The organism is Emcibacter sp. SYSU 3D8, from assembly GCF_039655875.1.
Classification (GTDB): domain Bacteria; phylum Pseudomonadota; class Alphaproteobacteria; order SMXS01; family SMXS01; genus RI-34.
In genome coordinates, this window is record NZ_JBBYXK010000002.1 from 35645 (window position 1) to 52748 (window position 17104).

The window sequence follows — 17104 nt, forward strand, 5'->3', positions numbered from 1 at the left end:
CCGCCTCACGAAGAGGCGGGCCGCCAGAGAACGCGCTAACAACGTCCTCTTGGGAGAAGGTTCGCCTACCAGTCGACCTGGAAGCGGGCGGTGATGGCGTCGATGCTGTTCTTGCCGGTAATCGGATTGACCAGCGCATCGCCATAGCCGCAAGTCGCCCCAGTCGGGCAAAGGCCCTTGCTCACGTCGGTATGGGCATAGTTGACCATGATCCGGGTGTGGCGGTTCAGGTACCAGTCGACGCCGACAATGTAGCTGATCTGGCGACCGCCAACGATCCCGGCATCGAAGTCGTTCAGATCAAGGTAGTCGACGCGGGCGAGCAGGCGCCACGCACCCCAGCCACCTTCAAAGACGGGGCTCTTGATCTTCGGACGATCCCACTCGCCTTCGTCGAGCGGACGGTGCTCGCCGGTGAGGAACCAGCCGAAATCGATATAGCCGCCCTGGAAGGTGGCGCTGCCTTCGCCATTATAGGCTGCTTCCATGCCGTTCTCGATCGAGGCCTTCAGCAGACCATATTCCGCCGAGGCATGAAACGGCCCGAAGGTGCCGGCGAGTTCCGCGCCGAAGAACGTGTCGTTCGCGATGTAGTCGAGCGTATCCGTGCTGACGAAACGGTTGCCCGCGACATGCGCGAACGGCCGCTGGCGGTACCGGAACTCGTTGCCGTCGATATCATTTCCGAAATCGCGGTGACGGAACGAGGCACCGACATGGAGCACGCTCTTGTCGTTGCCGAGTTCGAAGTTGTACAGCGCCCGCGCGGCGATCGAGTAGCCTTCCTTGTCCTCGTTGGCCGACAGGTCGGCGCCGCCATAGACGCCCGTGGACAGCACAAAGCCCCCGGCCTTGAAGTCGAGGCCGACGCCGATGCGGCGGGCAAAGTCGAAGGCATCGGTGAAGGCGGCGCGTTCCTGGGTGAGGATCTGGCGCGACGTCGTCTGCTCGTCCAGCGAGACCCGCTCCTTGAACTGACCCACGGTCAGCGCGACGTTCTTCCAGCCCTTGTACTGGAGATACGCGTCCGTGATGGAGACTTCATTGTCGGCGAAGTCGATCTCGAACTTGTACTTCACGTCCTTCCAGGCCTTGCCCTCGATGCCGAGACGGGCACGGCGGAATTCGGTGGCGTTGCGATCCTCGAAGCCCTCGCTGTCGCTGACGTGACCGAAATCGACCATCAGGCGGCCGCGGACATGCATCTCGAACTTGCCATCGGCGCTCTTGATGGTCGGGCTCGGGCCCCACTTCCACTTGGCGTCGCCGCTCTGGGCCTTTTTCGACGCGTCGGCCGCGGCCAGCGCAGCCTGCTCGCTGGTGGACTTCGCAGCCTCGACCTGCCCTTCCAGATTCTCCACCGTCGCACTGAGCTGCTGGATCATCTGCAACAGCTGTTCGTTCGACTGGGCATGGGCATTTGCGGTGAATCCCATACTCACCGCCGCTGCCCCGGCGACGGCAATGACCGTCAGGCCCCTACCAAAACTCATGCGGCTAACTCCCTTTGATGGCTGGCCTCGTTCGGCCAATCTCGTGACGCGTTCTTCGTAGGGGCTGGCTGTGACGGTTTGGTTACAATTGGTTTATGGTTAAATGAAAATGGCACCTCTAATTGTTACGGAGTGCCCAAATTTCTATTAGTTGTGGTCCAGTTCTTCGGCTCTTGAATCTTCCGTCACAGGGACACTCGCCGCCCGGCGAACAAAAAAAGCGGCCCGTCCTTTCGGACGGACCGCTCCAACCTTGGGGAGGTTTAAGGGGTTTACCAGTCGACCTGGAAGCGCGCGACAAAGCTGTCGACGCCGTTCTTGCCGGTGGCAAAGGTGTCGCCCAGATTGTCCCACGCGTCATCGATGTCCGAGTGCGCATAGTTGAGCTTGATCACCGTGTGGCGGTTCAGGAACCAGTTGACGCCGACGACATAGGTCATCTGCTGGCCGCCGCAAATGCCGGAGGCGGCATTGACGCAGCCGGCATTGCCGATGGCATCGTTCAGGTCCACGAAATCGACGCGTGCGACAAGTGCCCAGGCACCCCAGCCGCCTTCGAAGACCGGATTGTTGACCTTCTTGGGACGGTCGAAACTGCCTTCGTCGTAGCCGCGGCTTTCACCCGTGATGTACCAGCCAACACCCAGATAGCCGCCCTGGAAGTTTGCGCTGGTCTGGGCACCCTGGCCGGTGATGTCCTTCACCTTCAGCCAGCCCCATTCGGCATCGGCCCAGAACGGACCAAACACGCCGGCAAGTTCGACGCCGAAGAACAGGTCGCTGCCCGCGTCGAGCGTGTTGGTGTCGATATAGCGGATACCCGACAGGTGCGAGTGCGGGCGCTGCCGGTAACGGACCTCGCGCTGATAGAGGTCGTCGTTGTAATTGCGGTACAGGACCGAGGCGCCCACATGCAGGATGCCGCCATTGCCGATTTCCGGATAGGCCACGGCGCGCGCGCTGAGGGCATAACCCTCGTCGTTGACGTTCGTGTTCGGCACGTCGAATTCGGAACCGAAGGCGCCGGCATCGAAGCGGAACCAGTCACCGACATAACCGACCTGGATACCCAGGCGACGGTTGAAATTGAAGGCATCGGTGAAACCGCCACGCTCGACCAGGTCGATATGGCGCGAGCTGGTCAACTCTTCCATCGAGTTGGTGGTCTTGGCATGGCCGACCAGGATGTAGAACGGCTTCCAGCCGGCATATTCCAGATAGGCGTCGGTGATATCGACTTCATTGTTGGCGAAGTCCACCTCGAACTTGTACTTGATGTCCTTCCAGGCCTTGCCCTCGATGCCCAGTCGGGCGGCGCGGAACTCGGTGGCCGTCCGGTCCTGTTTCTTGGCGCCGTCACTGACAATGCCGAAGTCGGTCAGCAATCGGCCGCGGACATGCATCTCGAACTTGCCGTCGCCGCTCTGGATCGTCGGGCTCGGGCCCCACTTCCACTTCACGTCGCCGCTTTCCAGCTTCTTCGCCGTGTCGGCGGCGGCCAGGGTGGCTTGCTCGCCTTTCATGTTGGCCTCTTCAACCTGGCCCTTGAGGTCTTCGACCGTCGCGCTGAGTTGCTGGATCATGCGCAGCAACTGCTCGTTCGACTGTGCCTGAGCATTACCGGCAAACATGGTAGCGCCTGCCGCCACCAGTCCCGCCGTCAGTAGCCCCATCGCGCTTTTCGGGGGTTGCATCGTTGGTGTTCTCCCTTGAGGAATGTTGCGTGCGGAAGATAAAGTCGAGGACTCCCCCAAACGTTGGCGTCCGCAATCGTTAGCAACGCCTCTGTACGGTCCCGCTATTACCGCTCCGTGAAATTGTCGTGATGATTTGATTACAGGCCGCACCCCTGTTGCTGCGATGCAACAGGCCGGTTTTCACGGGCTACGGATTCCGCAGATGTCCGCGGATCGGAGGCCTATGCTCGAGGGTCGGTTCAGCCCTGTACGGGGGGCGCGCCGTCACGCAGCAGCTTGTAAACCAGGCTGTCATTGAGCGCCTGGTACGACGCGTCGACGATATTGGGCGACACGCCGACGGTGAACCAGCGGTTGCCCTTCGAGTCGCCGCTCTCGATCAGCACGCGCGTGGTCGCCTCGGTGCCGCTGGTGTTCAGGATTCGCACCTTGTAATCGATCAACCGCAGGTCTTCGATAAAGGACGAGTAGCGTCCCAGATCCTTGCGCAGCGCCTGGTCCAGCGCATTGACCGGGCCATTGCCTTCGCCCGCCGAGATCAGGTTCTCGCCGTCGACCGCAATCTTGACCGTGGCTTCGGCGACCGTGACCATTTCGCCCAGCGCGTTGTGGCGGCGCTCGACCAGCACCCGGTAGCTCCGTGTCTCGAAGAACCGGGGCATCTGGCCCAGCGCGCGGCGGGCCAGCAACTCGAAACTGGCCTCGGCGCCGTCATAGGACAGCCCCTGCGCCTCGGCTTCCTTGACCTCGTCGAGCAGGCGGCCGATGCCGGGATGATTGTTCGGGACGCTCAGGCCCAACTCGTCCAGCCGCTGGATGATGTTGGACCGGCCCGCCTGGTTCGACACCAGGATCTTGCGGGCATTGCCGATGGATTCGGGCGCCACGTGTTCGTAGGTGTGCGGGTCCTTGGCCACCGCCGAGGCATGCAGCCCGCCCTTGTGGGCGAATGCGTTGTCGCCGACATAGGCCTGGTGCCGGTTGGGCGCGCGATTGAGGATCTCGTCCAGCACGTGCGAGACATGCTTCAGCTTGCGCAGGTTCCCCTGCGGAATGCCGGTCTCGAACCGCTCGGCAAAGTCGGGCTTGAGCATCAGGGTCGGGATCAGCGAGATCAGGTTGGCGTTGCCGCAGCGCTCGCCCAGACCATTGATGGTGCCCTGGAGCTGGCGCACGCCGGCCAGGATCGCCGCCAGCGAATTGGCGACCGCATTCTCGGTATCGTTGTGGGTATGGATGCCCAGCCGGTCGCCGGGTATCTCCTTCACCACCTCTGCGACGATACGCGACACCTCGTGGGGCAGCGTGCCGCCATTGGTGTCACACAGCACGACCCAGCGCGCGCCCGCTTCCGAGGCGGCGCGCAGGCACTGCATGGCGTAGTCCGGATTGGCCTTGAAGCCGTCGAAGAAATGCTCGGCATCGAGCATGGGCTCGCGGCCGCGCTTTTTGATCTCGGCGATGGACGAGCCGATGATCGCCACGTTCTCTTCGCGCGGGATGCCCAGCGCCACATCGACCTGATAATCCCAGCTCTTGCCGACGATGCAGACCGCCGGCGCGTCCGTGTTCAGCAGTGCCGACAGCCCCGGATCGTTGGCGGCGCTCTGGCCGGGCCGCTGGGTCATGCCAAACGCGGTGAACGTCGCGCTTTTCAGCTTGGGCGGCGATGCGAAAAAGTCGGTGTCGGTGGGGTTCGCGCCCGGCCAGCCGCCCTCGATATAATCCACGCCCAACGCGTCCAGTTCGCGGGCGATGCGCTGTTTGTCGTGCACGGAAAAGTCGACGCCCTGGGTCTGGGCGCCGTCACGCAGCGTGGTGTCGAATAGATAAAGCCTCTCGCGGGCCATGATGTGCTTCTTTCTCGTCCCGTGTGCCGGCGGCCCTGTGGCCTGCCTGGGCACGGGCGGCAGCTTACACTACCGCCGCAACTCCGATCACCCCGAAGGGTACTGGACCAGAATTTGCTACCCTCGCCGCCAGGTGGTCCCCTGCGGGCCATCCTCAAGGATAATGCCCTGCGCGGCAAGGGTGCCCCTAATTCGGTCGGCTTCGCCGAAGTCCTTGTTCTGGCGCGCGGCGATACGGTCGGCGATGAGTTGTTCGATTTCGCCTTCGGTTAGAATGCTCACGGAGCCGACACTTGCAGCCATACCCAAGCCCTGCAACTGGACCACTACGTCGCGGCGGCGCTTCAGCCAGTCGTCCGGATCGCTCCCGAACAGGCCGAGCGCCTTGCCGCCGGCCAGCAGCAGCGCCTTGTACTTGCCGCGGGTCGGGTCGTTCTTGGCCTTGTTGGCCTTGGTCGCGAGCTCGTGCAGCGCGGCGAGCGCCAGCGGCGTGTTGAGATCGTCGAGCAACGGCTCGAGCACGCTCTCGGGAACATCGGCCTCGTCGGTCTCGATGTCCTCGAACGCCTTCAGGGTGCGGTACAGCCGGTCCAGGCTCTCACGCGCCTGCTGCATGCCCGTCTTCGTCCAGTCGATGGGCTGGCGGTAATGGCTCGCCAGCATGGTGTAGCGCAGCACCTCGCCGGGCCAGTCGGCCAGCAGGTCGCGCACGGTGAAGAAGTTGCCCAGCGACTTGGACATCTTCTCGCCTTCCACCATCAGGAAGCCGTTGTGCATCCAGTAATGCGCCTGTGGCTCGCCGGAATGGGCGCAGGCGCTCTGTGCCACCTCGTTCTCGTGGTGCGGAAAGATCAGGTCGATGCCGCCGCCGTGGATGTCGAACACATCGCCCAGATGGGTCTCGGCCATGGCCGAGCACTCGATATGCCAGCCCGGACGGCCGCGGCCCCAGGGGCTTTCCCAGCCCGGCAGGTCCGGCGTCGACGGCTTCCACAGCACGAAGTCGGCCGGATCCTTCTTGTAGGGCGCGATGTCTACACGGGCGCCGGCGATCATCTCGTCCATGGAGCGGCCGGAAAGCCGGCCATAGGCGGGATCGCTGGCCACCGCAAACAGCACGTGGCCTTCTGCCTCGTATGCATGGCCGCGCTCGATAAGCTTTTCGATCATGGCGACCATCTGGCCGATATGCTCGGTCGCGCGCGGCTCGACGGTCGGCCGGAGCGCGCCCAGCGCGTCCATGTCCTCGTGATAGGCGGCAACCGTGCGTTCGGTGATCGTCCGGATGTCCTCGCCGGACTCCGCGGCGCGGGCGTTGATCTTGTCGTCCACGTCGGTGATGTTGCGCACATAGGTGACCGCATCCTCGCCATAAAGGTCGCGGAGCACGCGGAACAGCACGTCGAACACCAGGACCGGCCGCGCATTGCCGATATGGGCGAAGTCATAGACCGTCGGGCCGCAGACATAGAGCCGCACATTGCTCTCGTCGATCGGCTCGAAGCGCTGCTTTTCCCGGGTGAGGGAATTGTAGATCGTCAGGTCCATGATTTTCGCCGCTGGTCAGGATCGCGGGCTATAGCGCACGGGACGGCCGGCGGCAAGGGATTGGCGTATCCCGCAAAGCTGCCGGTCAGGCCGGATGGATCGCGCCGGTCCGCAGGTCAGGTGGAAATCAACCGCTCCCGCGTCCTTTTCGGACCGATCAGCGGCAGCAGCAGCTTCATTTCCGGTCCCTGCTCGCGGCCGGTCAGCGCCAGGCGCAGCGGATGGAACAGGGCGCGGCCCTTGCGCCCGGTGGCCTGCTTGACCGCGCCGGTCCATTCGCCCCAGGCTTCCTCGCCCCAGGGCAGCGGCGGCAGCAGTTCGGCGGCCTGCCTGAGAAATTCCGCGTCTTCGATGACCGGCTGCATCGGGCCTTCGGCGACCTTCAGCCAGTCCAGCGCATCCGAAACCCTGGTCAGATTGGGACGAACCGCCTCCCACAATTCCTCGCTGACGCCGGGAATGCGCGCGGCCACGTTGGCGTAGTGAAGCTGGTGGACAATGCGGGCGTTCAGCACCTCCAGTTCGTGCGGATCGAACCGGGCGGCCGAGCGGCCAAACTTGGTCACGTCGAAACCGTAGACCAGCGGCGCCAGGTCGGTGAAGGGCTCGATGGGATCAGAAGTCCCGATGCGCGCCAGCAGGCTGTTGATGGCCATGGGCTCGAGCCCCTGCCCGCGCAGGTCGCGGATGGCGAGCGAGCCGGCCCGTTTCGACAGGCCTTCGCCGCCCGCGCCGGTCAGCAGCGCGAAATGGGCGAATTGCGGCGGCGCGCCGCCCAGCGCCTCGAACAGCTCGACCTGCACCGCGGTGTTGGTGACGTGGTCCTCGCCCCGGAATACATGGGTAACGTGATGGTCCAGGTCGTCGACGCAGGATGGCAGGGTATAGAGCAGGCTGCCGTCCTCGCGCACCAGCACCGGGTCCGAGAGGGTGGCGGTGTCGAACGTGACCTCGCCGCGCACGCCATCCTGCCAGGTGACCGGCCGCTGGTTCAGCCGGAACCGCCAGTGCGGCGCGCGGCCTTGCGCGGCATAGCCGTCCTTCTGCGCCTGGGTCAGCGCCAGCGCGCCGCGCTCATAGACCGGCGGCTTGCCGCGCGACAGCAGCACCTTGCGGCGCAACTCCAACTCCTGCGGCGTATCCCAGCACGGATAAAGCCGGCCCGATTCCTTGAGCCGGGCGATGGCGTCATCATAAGCGTCCTGCCGATGCGACTGGTGCGACGAGGTATTCCACTTCAGGCCAAGCCAGCGGAGGTCCTCCTCGATGGCGTCGGCGAAGGCGTCGGTCGAGCGCTCGGGATCGGTGTCGTCGAAGCGCAGCATGAAGATGCCGCCCTGCTGGCGCGCAAAAAGGAAATTGACCAGCGCGGTCCGCACGTTGCCCACATGCAGAAAGCCTGTCGGACTGGGCGCGAAGCGCAGCCGCACGCTCATTCGTTGAACTCCCGCTTGCGGGTCGCCGAGCGTGCATTGCGAAACCCGTTGGTGATCGGATAGCGCCGGTCGCGGCCGAAATTGCGGCGGGTGATCTTGACGCCCGGCGGCGCCTGGCGACGCTTGTACTCGGCGATATACAGCAGGTGCTCGATGCGCTGGACCACGGCCGGATCGTGGCCGCGGGCGACGATCTCCTGGAACGTCATCTCGTTCTCGATCAGGCACTCCAGAATGTCGTCCAGCACGTCATAGGGCGGCAGGTTGTCCTGGTCGGTCTGGTTCTCGCGCAACTCGGCCGACGGCGGACGCGTGATGATGTTCTCGGGGATGACAACCTGTCCCGGCCCCAGCGCACCGTCCGGCACATGCGCATTGCGCCAGCGGGACAACTCGAACACGGTGGTCTTGTAGACGTCCTTGAGCACCGAATAGCCGCCGCACATGTCGCCATAGAGCGTGGCGTACCCCACCGACATCTCCGACTTGTTGCCGGTGGTCAGCACCATGTGGCCGAACTTGTTGGACAGCGCCATCAGGGTGATGCCGCGGGCGCGGGCCTGCAGGTTCTCTTCGGTGGTGTCGGGATCGCGGCCCGCGAATGCCGGCGCCAGCATGTCGAGAAAGCCGCTCACTGCCGGCTCGATGGGAATGACCTCGTGCGCTGCGCCCAATGCACGCGAGCAGGCTTCCGCGTCGCGCACGCTTTCCGAACTGGTGTAGCGATAGGGCATCATCACGCAGCGCACCCGGTCGGCGCCCAGCGCGTCGACGGCGACGGCCGCCGACAGGGCGCTGTCGATGCCGCCCGACATGCCCAGCACCACGCCCGGGAACCGGTTCTTGTCCACATAGTCGCGCAGGCCCAGCATCATGGCGCTGTAGATTTCCTCGAGGCCTTCGGGATAGCGCGCCTTTTCGCCGTCATCGCAGTGCCAGGCGGCTCCGTCGCGCCGCCATCTGGTGATGGTCACGGATTCGCGCCAGCCGGTCATCCGCACCGGCACCTTGTGGTCGGTGTTCATGACGAACGAGATGCCGTCGAAGACGATCTCGTCCTGGCCACCGACCTGGTTGACATAGATCAGCGGCAGGCCGCTTTCGCTGACCCGCTGGACCGCAAGCTGGGTGCGGAGGTCGACCTTGCCAATCTCGTAGGGCGAGCCGTTCGGCACCACCAGAATTTCGGCGCCGGTCTCCTGCAGGCATTCGGTCACGTCCGGGAACCACATATCCTCGCAGACCATGACGCCGAGGCGCACGCCGCGGAAATTCATCGGTCCCGGCAAGGGTCCGGGCGCGAAGATGCGGACCTCGTCGAACACACCGTAATTCGGCAAATGGTGTTTGTAGCGCCGCGCCACGATCTCGCCGCCATCAAGCAGGATCGCGGCGTTGAACGGCTTGGCGCCGCCTTCGCGCCAACTGGCGCCGATCAGCATGGCCGGGCCACCGTCCGCCGTGTCCTGGGCCAATTCGCGCACCGCGTCGTCGACCACGTCCTGGAATGCCGGCTTCAGCATCAGGTCCTCGGGCGGGTAGCCGTTCACCACCAGCTCGGCATAGATCACCAGATCCGCCCCCGACGCCGCCGCCTGCGCCCGGGCCGCGCGAATTTTCGCCACGTTGCCGCTCACGTCTCCCAGGGTGGGATTGAGCTGCGCCAGCGCGATGGTGAGCGTGTCGGTCATGGGACGTGAACCCGTCGGGAGATTAGCCGGTTCCGCAAGACTTATCGGACCCAAACACCCTTGTCATCCCGGCGAGAGCCGGGACCCAGCACTCGTGTCCGCTCGGGCCCCGGCGTTCGCCAGGATCACCGAGACGTTCAGGAAGCGGCCGCCACGCGGGCGATGCCGCCGCGCTCCTTGCGGATGCCTTCGGCGATGATGAAGGCCAGCTCCAGCGCCTGGCTGCCGTTGAGCCGCGGATCGCAATGGGTATGGTAACGGTCCTTCAGGCCCTCGGCCGTGATCTCCTGGGCGCCGCCCATGCATTCGGTCACGTCCTGGCCGGTCATCTCGAAGTGGACGCCGCCCGCATAGGTGCCCTCCGCCTGGTGGACGGCGAAGAAGCCGCGCACCTCGGCCAGCACCCGGTCCACCGGGCGTGTCTTGTAGCCGCTGGTCGACTTGATGGTGTTGCCGTGCATGGGATCGCAGGACCACACGACCGCGCGGCCTTCCTGCTTCACCTTTCGCACCAGCGCCGGCAGCACGTCCTCGACCTTCTCGGCGCCCATGCGGGCGATAAGGGTCAGACGACCGGCCTCGTTGTCCGGGTTGAGCGCATCGATCAGGCGGATCAGCTCGTCCGGGTTCATCGTCGGGCCGACCTTGCAGCCGATCGGGTTCTTGATGCCGCGCATGAACTCGACATGGGCATGATCGAGCTGGCGGGTGCGCTCGCCGATCCAGAGCATGTGGGCCGACGTGTCGTACCAGTCGCCGGTCGTCGAATCGACGCGGGTCATCGCCTGCTCGTAGCCCAGCAGCAGCGCCTCGTGCGAGGTGTAGAAGCTGGTGCCGCGCAGCACCGGCGCGGTCTCGGACGTCACGCCGCAGGCTTCCATGAAGGCGAGCGCCTCAGAAATGCGCGAGGCCATCTCCTGATAGCGGCTGCCGGCCGGGCTGTCGGCGATGAAGCCCTGCATCCAGCCATGGACCCGATGCAGGTCGGCATAGCCGCCCTGGGCGAAGGCGCGGATCAGGTTGAGGGTGGCAGCCGACTGCGAGTAGGCGCGCACCAGGCGCTGCGGATCGGGCCGGCGCGCCTCGGGCGTGAAATCCATGCCGTTGATGTTGTCGCCCTTGTAGCTTTCAAGGGTGACGCCATCGATTTCCTCGATGTCGCTGGAGCGCGGTTTGGCGAACTGGCCCGCGATGCGGCCCACCTTTACGACCGGGCACGACGCGGCCCAGGTCAGCGCCACGGCCATCTGCAACAGCACGCGGAAGGTGTCGCGGATATTGTCCGGATGGAACTCGGCAAAGCTCTCGGCGCAATCACCGCCCTGCAGCAGGAATGCCCTGCCCTCGGCCACATCGGCCAGGTCGGCCTTCAGGCTGCGCGCCTCGCCCGCAAACACCAGCGGCGGATAGGACTTGAGGGTCTGTTCCACGTCGGCCAGGGCCGCCGGGTCCGGGTAGGCAGGGATATGCTTGGCCGGCAGCGCTCTCCAGCTGTCCGGCGACCACTTCTTGGTCATGGCTTCGCCTTGTAGTTTAGAGTCGTTTCAAGGGCGCCTGATATACGCCGGGGCGCCGGATTTGGCCAGTTTTTAGAATCACCCCGCTTATTCGGCCGCCTGCTTCAGCCGGGGCACCGGCGTTCGCATGGTGACGAACTCCTCGGCGGCGGTCGGATGGATGGCGACCGTGGCGTCGAACTGGGCCTTGGTAGCGCCGCACTTGATGGCGATACCGATGCCCTGGATGATCTCGCCGGCGTCGTGCCCGACCATGTGCGCGCCCAGCACCCGGTCGGTCCTCGTATCGACAATCAGCTTCATCAGGGTTCGCTCGTTCGAGCCGCCAAGCGTATGGATCATGGGCCGGAAGTCGGCCTTGTAGATGTCGATCTCGTCACCGTGCCGCTCGCGCGCCTCCTCCTCGGTCATGCCGCAGGTGCCGATCGGCGGCTGGGTGAAAACCGCTGTCGGAATGTCGCGATAGTCCATGCTCGTCGGCTGGCCGCCGAACTGGGTGGCGGTGAACGCCATGGCCTCGGCGATGGCGACGGGCGTGAGCTGGATACGGTGCGTGACATCGCCCAGGGCGAAGATGTTGGGCACCGAGGTGCGGAAATCGTCATCGATGATGATGGCGCCGATATCGTCCATGGCGACGCCCGCCTCGGCAAGACCCATGCCGCTGGATTTCGGATCGCGGCCGATGGCGAACATCACCGCGTCGGTCTCGATCGTCGTGCCATCCTCCTGGGTCACCAGCAGGCTGCCGTCGGCCTGCCTGTCGATGCGCGCAATGATCGAGCAGTTCACCCGGATGTCGATGCCCTTCTTGCGCATCTCGGTGGCAACCGTATCCCGGATGTCGCGGTCGAAACCGCGCAGGATCTGTTCACCCCGGTACAACTGGATCACCTGCGCGCCCATACCGTTGAAGATGCAGGCGAACTCGACGGCGATGTAGCCGGCCCCCGCGATCAGTATGCGCTGCGGGAACTCGGGCAGGTCGAATGCCTCGTTCGATGTGATGGCATGTTCGATGCCGGGGATCTCCGGCATGGCCGGCCAGCCGCCGGTCGCGACCAGTATCTTGTCCGCGGTGACACGGCCCACTTCGGCGCCATCCTTGGTCAGCGCGATGGTATGCGCATCGACCAGCGACGCCCGCGCCTCGTGCAGCACCACGTTGTTGTTCTTCAAGGTCTGGAGATAGAGGCCATTGAGCCGGTCGATCTCCTTGTCTTTGTTGGCAATCAGCGTCGGCCAGTCGAAGGTCGCGCCCTCGAGCGTCCAGCCGTAGCCGCGCGCCCACTCGAATTCCTCGGCAAAGCCCGACGCATAGACCAGCAGCTTCTTCGGCACGCAGCCCCGGATGACGCAGGTACCGCCCACCCGGCTGTCTTCGGCGATGCCGACCCGCGCGCCGTGGGACGTGGCCATGCGCGCCGCCCGGACCCCGCCCGAGCCCGCGCCGATGATGAACAGGTCGTAGTCGTAGTCAGCCATGAACGTCTCTCCGCAAAGGTCGCGGTAATATGGAGGCGTGTGGCGGATTACTCAACCGGCGCCAGGCGCACACGGCCCGTGCCTCACCCTCGATTGCCACCCCGGAACAAGACCGGTGTGACAATCTGGAAGTAGCGCCGCTCGGAAAAGAGAGCGGCAACCCTACTCAACAGTCACGGATTTCGCCAGATTGCGCGGCTGGTCGACGTCGGTGCCCTTGCTGACAGCGGCGTGGTAGGCGAGCAGCTGCACCGGGATCGCCTGCAGGATCGGCGCGACGAATTCATGCATGTCGGGCAGCACCAGCATCCAGGCAGCGCCGTCGCCAGTCGCTTTCGCGCCGGCCACGTCGGTGACGAGCAGGATCCGGCCGCCACGGGCGATCACCTCGTGCATGTTGGACACGGTCTTGGCGAACAACCGGTCGCTGGGCGCCAGCACCACGACCGGCACGGCAGGGTCGATCAGCGCGATGGGACCGTGCTTCATCTCGCCGGCGGCATAGCCTTCGGCGTGGATGTAGGAGATTTCCTTGAGCTTCAGTGCGCCTTCCAGCGCGATGGGATAGAGCGCGCCGCGGCCCAGATAGAGCACGTCGCGGGCCTTGGCGATATCCGCGGCGATGGCCTCGATCCGGTCGTCGTGCTTGAGCACGTCGGTCGCCGCCATCGGCAATTCGACCAGCGCATGGGTCAGCTCGGCCTCCATCGCCGCGTCGATCGTGCCGCGCGCCCGCGCCGCCGCGATGACGAGGCAGGCCAGCACCACCAGCTGGCAGGTGAACGCCTTGGTGCTGGCAACGCCGATCTCGGGCCCCGCATGGGTCGGCAGCACCACGTCAGATTCCCGCGCGATGGAGCTTTCCGGCACGTTGACCACGCTGAGGATGTGCTGGCCCTGCGCGCGGCAATAGCGCAGCGCGGCGAGCGTGTCGGCGGTCTCGCCCGACTGGGAGACGAAGATCGCCAGCCCGCCGTCCGGCAGCGCCGCCTCGCGGTAGCGGAACTCGGACGCCACGTCGATCTCGACGCTGACCCGGGCGACCCGCTCGAACCAGTACTTGGCGACCATGCAGGCATAGAACGCCGTACCGCAGGCCACGATGGTGATCTTGGGCACCCCGGCGAGGTCGAACGGCATGGCCGGCATCACCACTTCGCGGCTGAGCTGGTTGTAATAGGTGCCCAGCGTGTCGCCGATCACGGCGGGCTGTTCGTAGATCTCCTTCTGCATGAAGTGGCGGTAATTGCCCTTCTCGATCAGGCCGCCGACCAGCTTGGCCAGCTTGATCTCGCGCTGCACCAGCGCCCCGGTCTCGTCGTGGATTTCCGCGCTGTGCGGCGTCAGCACCACCCAGTCGCCCTCGGCCAGATAGCAGATCCGGTTCGACAGCGGCCCGATGGCCAGCGCGTCCGAGCCCAGATACATTTCTCCGTCGCCATAGCCTACCACCAAAGGGCTGCCCCGGCGTGCGCCGATCAAGAGGTCGCCGTGGCCGGCGAACAGGATGCCGATGGCGAACGCGCCGTCGAGCCGCTTCAGCGCCGCCGCCGCCGACTGCTGCGGCGTCATGCCCCGGTCGAGCTCGGCGGTGACCAGATGGGCGATGACCTCGCTGTCGGTCTCGGTCAGCATCACATGGCCCTGCGCCGTCAGTTCCTCGCGCAGCTCGCGAAAGTTCTCGATGATGCCGTTGTGCACCACCGCCACCTTCTCGGTGGCGTGTGGATGGGCGTTGTTTTCGTTCGGTGCGCCGTGGGTCGCCCATCTTGTGTGGGCGATGCCGACAGTGCCCGCCAGCGGACTGGCGTCCAGCACCTGCCGCAGATTCGCCAGCTTGCCCTCGGCGCGCCGGCGGTCGATGGCGCCGCCGTCCGGCAGGGTGGCGACACCCGCCGAATCGTAGCCGCGATATTCCAGCCGCTGCAGTCCCTCGACCAGCCTGGGCGTCACCGCCTCACGGCCGACAATGCCGACAATGCCGCACATTCAGCCCTTGACCTTCTGTTTCACGCTTTTCGCCCGGAATCTGGCCGCGCCTTTGGGAATCGATTTCTGCGGCGCGCGGGTCACGGCGACGGCGTCCTCGGCCACGTCGCTGGTGATGACGCTGCCCGCACCGATCAGCGCGCCGTCGCCGATCTTCACCGGCGCCACCAGCGCGGTGTTGGAGCCGATGAAGGCGCCGGCGCCGATATCGGTGAAGTGCTTGGCGAAGCCGTCGTAATTGCAGGTGATGGTGCCCGCGCCGATATTGGCCTGCGCCCCCACCCGCGCATCGCCGATATAGGACAGGTGATTGGCCTTGGCGCCCTTTTCGATCACCGCCTTCTTGATCTCGACGAAGTTGCCGATATGGGCGTCCTCGCCGATGTCGGCGCCGGGACGCAGCCGGGCGAACGGGCCGATCCGCGCGCCGCTCGCCACATGCGCGCCCTCGATATGACAGAACGCCTCGATGCGCACGCCGTCCTCGATGCTGACGCCGGGGCCGAACACCACGTTCGGGCCGATCGTGACGTCGCGGCCCAGGATCGTGTCGGCGCTGAGCCAGACCGTATCGGGATCGACGAAGGTGACGCCCTCGTCCATGAACTGGGCGCGGCGCCTTTGCTGCCAGATCGCCTCGGCCCTGGCCAGTTCGGCGCGGGAGTTGACCCCCATCACCTCATCGGCCGATGCCTCGACCACGGCCGCCTCCAGCCCCTTGCCGCGGGCGATGGCGACCACGTCTGGCAGGTAATATTCCTTGTTGGCGTTGTCGTTGCCGATGGCCCGCAGCAGGGCGAGCGCATGCTTGCCGTCGAGCACCATCAGGCCGGCGTTGCACAGGCCGATGGCGCGCTCGTCCGTATCCGCGTCCTTGAACTCGACGATGCGCTCAAGCTTGTCCTTCCGGACGACAAGACGGCCATAGGCGGCCGGGTCGGCGGGCCGGAATCCCAGCACGACGACCGCCGGATCGTCGTCGGCCCGGCGGCGCTCCAGCATCAGGCGGTAGGTTGCCTGCGTCACCAGCGGCGTGTCGGCAAAGGCGACGATCACGTCGCCGTCGAAGCCGTCCAGCGCCTCGGCGGCGGCCAGCACCGCGTGGCCGGTGCCCAGCGGCGGATCCTGCACGGCGACGATGGCCGGCGCGACGGCCTGCGCCACCGGGTCCATGTCCCTGCCGAGCACGACGACGGTGCGCGCCGGCGCCAGCGCGGCGGCGGCATCCAGCACGTGATGCACCATGGCGCGGCCGGCGATGGGGTGCAGCACCTTGGGCAGGCTGGATTTCATCCGCGTACCCCTGCCTGCGGCAAGGACGACGACGGCGGTTTTCCGGGCTGTCATGAAGGGTTTCTCGCTTCCGCGCAGGTCTTTGCTTTCAAGGCCGAAACCTGCCACAAAGACCGTCGGTTTACCACCGCAGGATGCAGACACACCGCCCATGCGCCTTCCCGATACCGTGATATTCGACCTGGACGGCACGCTGGTCGACAGCGCCCCCGATTTGACCGGCGCGCTCAACCACACCATGCGCACCATCGGCCTGCCGGAGATCGGCGCCGGCGATGTCCGGCACATGGTGGGACACGGCGCCCGCGCGCTGATCCAGAAGGCGGTGACGGCAGCCGGCACCACCATCGACGACGCCGCGTTCGACGCCGCGTTCGACACCTTCCTCGACTATTACGCCGACCATGTCGCCGACCTGACGACGCCGTTTCCCAATGTGCTCGGCACGCTCAGCTTCCTGCGCGATCAGGGCGTGAAACTGGGCGTGTGCACCAACAAGCCCCAGCGTCTGGCCGACCTGCTGCTGGAAGCGCTGGGCATGGAGCACTGGTTCGGCGCTATCGTCGGCGCCGACGCGGTGGAGCACCGCAAGCCTCATGCCGGCCATCTCACCGCCACCGTCGACCGTCTCGGCGGCGACCTGCGGCGCGCGGTGATGGTGGGCGACAGTCAGACCGATGTGGATACCGCCCGGAACGCGGGTACGCCGGTGGTTGCCGTCAGTTTCGGCTATTCCACCGTGCCCGCCGCCGACCTGATGGCCGACCGGTTGATCGACGATTTCATCCAGCTGCCCGAGGCGCTGGCCGCGCTGATCGCGCACAAATAGCAGGCCGCCCGCAATAACGGCGAAAGCGGCGTCCACCGCTGCTTGACACCCGCGACCCGGAACCGTATTACGGCGCGTCCTCGGCGACGAGGGGCGAATAGCTCAGTTGGTAGAGCGCCACGTTCACATCGTGGATGTCGGGGGTTCGAGTCCCTCTTCGCCCACCACGCCCCGCCTCGTGGCCCCGAAGCAGCCGCAAGGACGGGCCGCCGCCAGACAATCTCCCGTCACCAAATTCACCACCCCATCCTCCGCCCCGCGTTACCGCCTCGACAG

General features: G+C 65.5%; 11 protein-coding genes and 1 tRNA gene. 2 read left to right on the forward strand and 10 right to left on the reverse strand.

Going from position 1 to position 17104, the window contains the following annotated elements; translation table 11 throughout:
- Positions 1 to 65: 65 nt before the first annotated feature.
- The 10 genes from WJU21_RS06015 to glmU all read right to left on the reverse strand — a co-directional run bounded on the left by WJU21_RS06015 (position 66) and on the right by glmU (position 16053).
- Complete coding sequence (locus tag WJU21_RS06015; RefSeq protein ID WP_346322498.1) at positions 66 to 1493, reverse strand: porin; 1428 nt, start codon at positions 1491 to 1493, stop codon at positions 66 to 68.
- A 272-nt stretch (positions 1494 to 1765) separates the two neighbouring features.
- Positions 1766 to 3166, reverse strand: coding sequence for a porin (locus WJU21_RS06020; protein WP_346322499.1), 1401 nt, complete (start codon positions 3164 to 3166; stop codon positions 1766 to 1768).
- Between the two features lie 263 nt (positions 3167 to 3429).
- Positions 3430 to 5040 carry a citramalate synthase gene (gene cimA / locus WJU21_RS06025; protein WP_346322500.1) on the reverse strand — a complete coding sequence of 537 codons (1611 nt, stop codon included), beginning with the start codon at positions 5038 to 5040 and terminating at the stop codon, positions 3430 to 3432.
- Between the two features lie 117 nt (positions 5041 to 5157).
- Positions 5158 to 6588, reverse strand: coding sequence for a cysteine--tRNA ligase (gene cysS / locus WJU21_RS06030; protein WP_346322501.1), 1431 nt, complete (start codon positions 6586 to 6588; stop codon positions 5158 to 5160).
- A 116-nt stretch (positions 6589 to 6704) separates the two neighbouring features.
- A complete protein-coding gene (gene gltX / locus WJU21_RS06035; RefSeq protein WP_346322502.1) occupies positions 6705 to 8024 on the reverse strand; it encodes a glutamate--tRNA ligase in 1320 nt (439 codons plus the stop codon).
- Positions 8021 to 9715 carry an NAD+ synthase gene (locus tag WJU21_RS06040; RefSeq protein ID WP_346322503.1) on the reverse strand — a complete coding sequence of 565 codons (1695 nt, stop codon included), beginning with the start codon at positions 9713 to 9715 and terminating at the stop codon, positions 8021 to 8023. Before WJU21_RS06040 ends, gltX begins: the two co-directional genes overlap by 4 nt.
- A gap of 137 nt (positions 9716 to 9852) precedes the next feature.
- Positions 9853 to 11232 (reverse strand): 3-deoxy-7-phosphoheptulonate synthase class II, encoded by a 1380-nt coding sequence (locus WJU21_RS06045; protein WP_346322504.1) that lies wholly within the window; start codon positions 11230 to 11232, stop codon positions 9853 to 9855.
- An 87-nt stretch (positions 11233 to 11319) separates the two neighbouring features.
- Complete coding sequence (gene gor / locus WJU21_RS06050; RefSeq protein WP_346322505.1) at positions 11320 to 12717, reverse strand: glutathione-disulfide reductase; 1398 nt, start codon at positions 12715 to 12717, stop codon at positions 11320 to 11322.
- A gap of 162 nt (positions 12718 to 12879) precedes the next feature.
- The gene (glmS, locus tag WJU21_RS06055) at positions 12880 to 14706 is read right to left on the reverse strand and encodes a glutamine--fructose-6-phosphate transaminase (isomerizing) (RefSeq protein ID WP_346322506.1); all 1827 of its coding nucleotides are present in this window, start codon (positions 14704 to 14706) and stop codon (positions 12880 to 12882) included.
- The gene (glmU, locus tag WJU21_RS06060; RefSeq protein WP_346322507.1) at positions 14707 to 16053 is read right to left on the reverse strand and encodes a bifunctional UDP-N-acetylglucosamine diphosphorylase/glucosamine-1-phosphate N-acetyltransferase GlmU; all 1347 of its coding nucleotides are present in this window, start codon (positions 16051 to 16053) and stop codon (positions 14707 to 14709) included.
- A 97-nt stretch (positions 16054 to 16150) separates the two neighbouring features.
- Between glmU and gph the strand changes: the two genes are divergently transcribed.
- Positions 16151 to 16828, forward strand: coding sequence for a phosphoglycolate phosphatase (gph, locus tag WJU21_RS06065; RefSeq protein WP_346322508.1), 678 nt, complete (start codon positions 16151 to 16153; stop codon positions 16826 to 16828).
- 91 nt (positions 16829 to 16919) lie between these two features.
- A tRNA-Val gene (locus tag WJU21_RS06070) sits at positions 16920 to 16995 on the forward strand.
- Positions 16996 to 17104 lie beyond the last annotated feature (109 nt).

Coding starts and splice junctions, on each gene's coding strand:
- glmU (WP_346322507.1), bottom strand. CDS start 16,053: ATGACAGCCCGGAAAACCGCCGTCGTCGTCCTTGCCGCAGGCAGGGGT.
- gor (WP_346322505.1), bottom strand. CDS start 12,717: ATGGCTGACTACGACTACGACCTGTTCATCATCGGCGCGGGCTCGGGC.
- WJU21_RS06045 (WP_346322504.1), bottom strand. CDS start 11,232: ATGACCAAGAAGTGGTCGCCGGACAGCTGGAGAGCGCTGCCGGCCAAG.
- cimA (WP_346322500.1), bottom strand. CDS start 5,040: ATGGCCCGCGAGAGGCTTTATCTATTCGACACCACGCTGCGTGACGGC.
- WJU21_RS06015 (WP_346322498.1), bottom strand. CDS start 1,493: ATGAGTTTTGGTAGGGGCCTGACGGTCATTGCCGTCGCCGGGGCAGCG.
- WJU21_RS06040 (WP_346322503.1), bottom strand. CDS start 9,715: ATGACCGACACGCTCACCATCGCGCTGGCGCAGCTCAATCCCACCCTG.
- gph (WP_346322508.1), top strand. CDS start 16,151: ATGCGCCTTCCCGATACCGTGATATTCGACCTGGACGGCACGCTGGTC.
- gltX (WP_346322502.1), bottom strand. CDS start 8,024: ATGAGCGTGCGGCTGCGCTTCGCGCCCAGTCCGACAGGCTTTCTGCAT.
- WJU21_RS06020 (WP_346322499.1), bottom strand. CDS start 3,166: ATGGGGCTACTGACGGCGGGACTGGTGGCGGCAGGCGCTACCATGTTT.
- cysS (WP_346322501.1), bottom strand. CDS start 6,588: ATGGACCTGACGATCTACAATTCCCTCACCCGGGAAAAGCAGCGCTTC.
- glmS (WP_346322506.1), bottom strand. CDS start 14,706: ATGTGCGGCATTGTCGGCATTGTCGGCCGTGAGGCGGTGACGCCCAGG.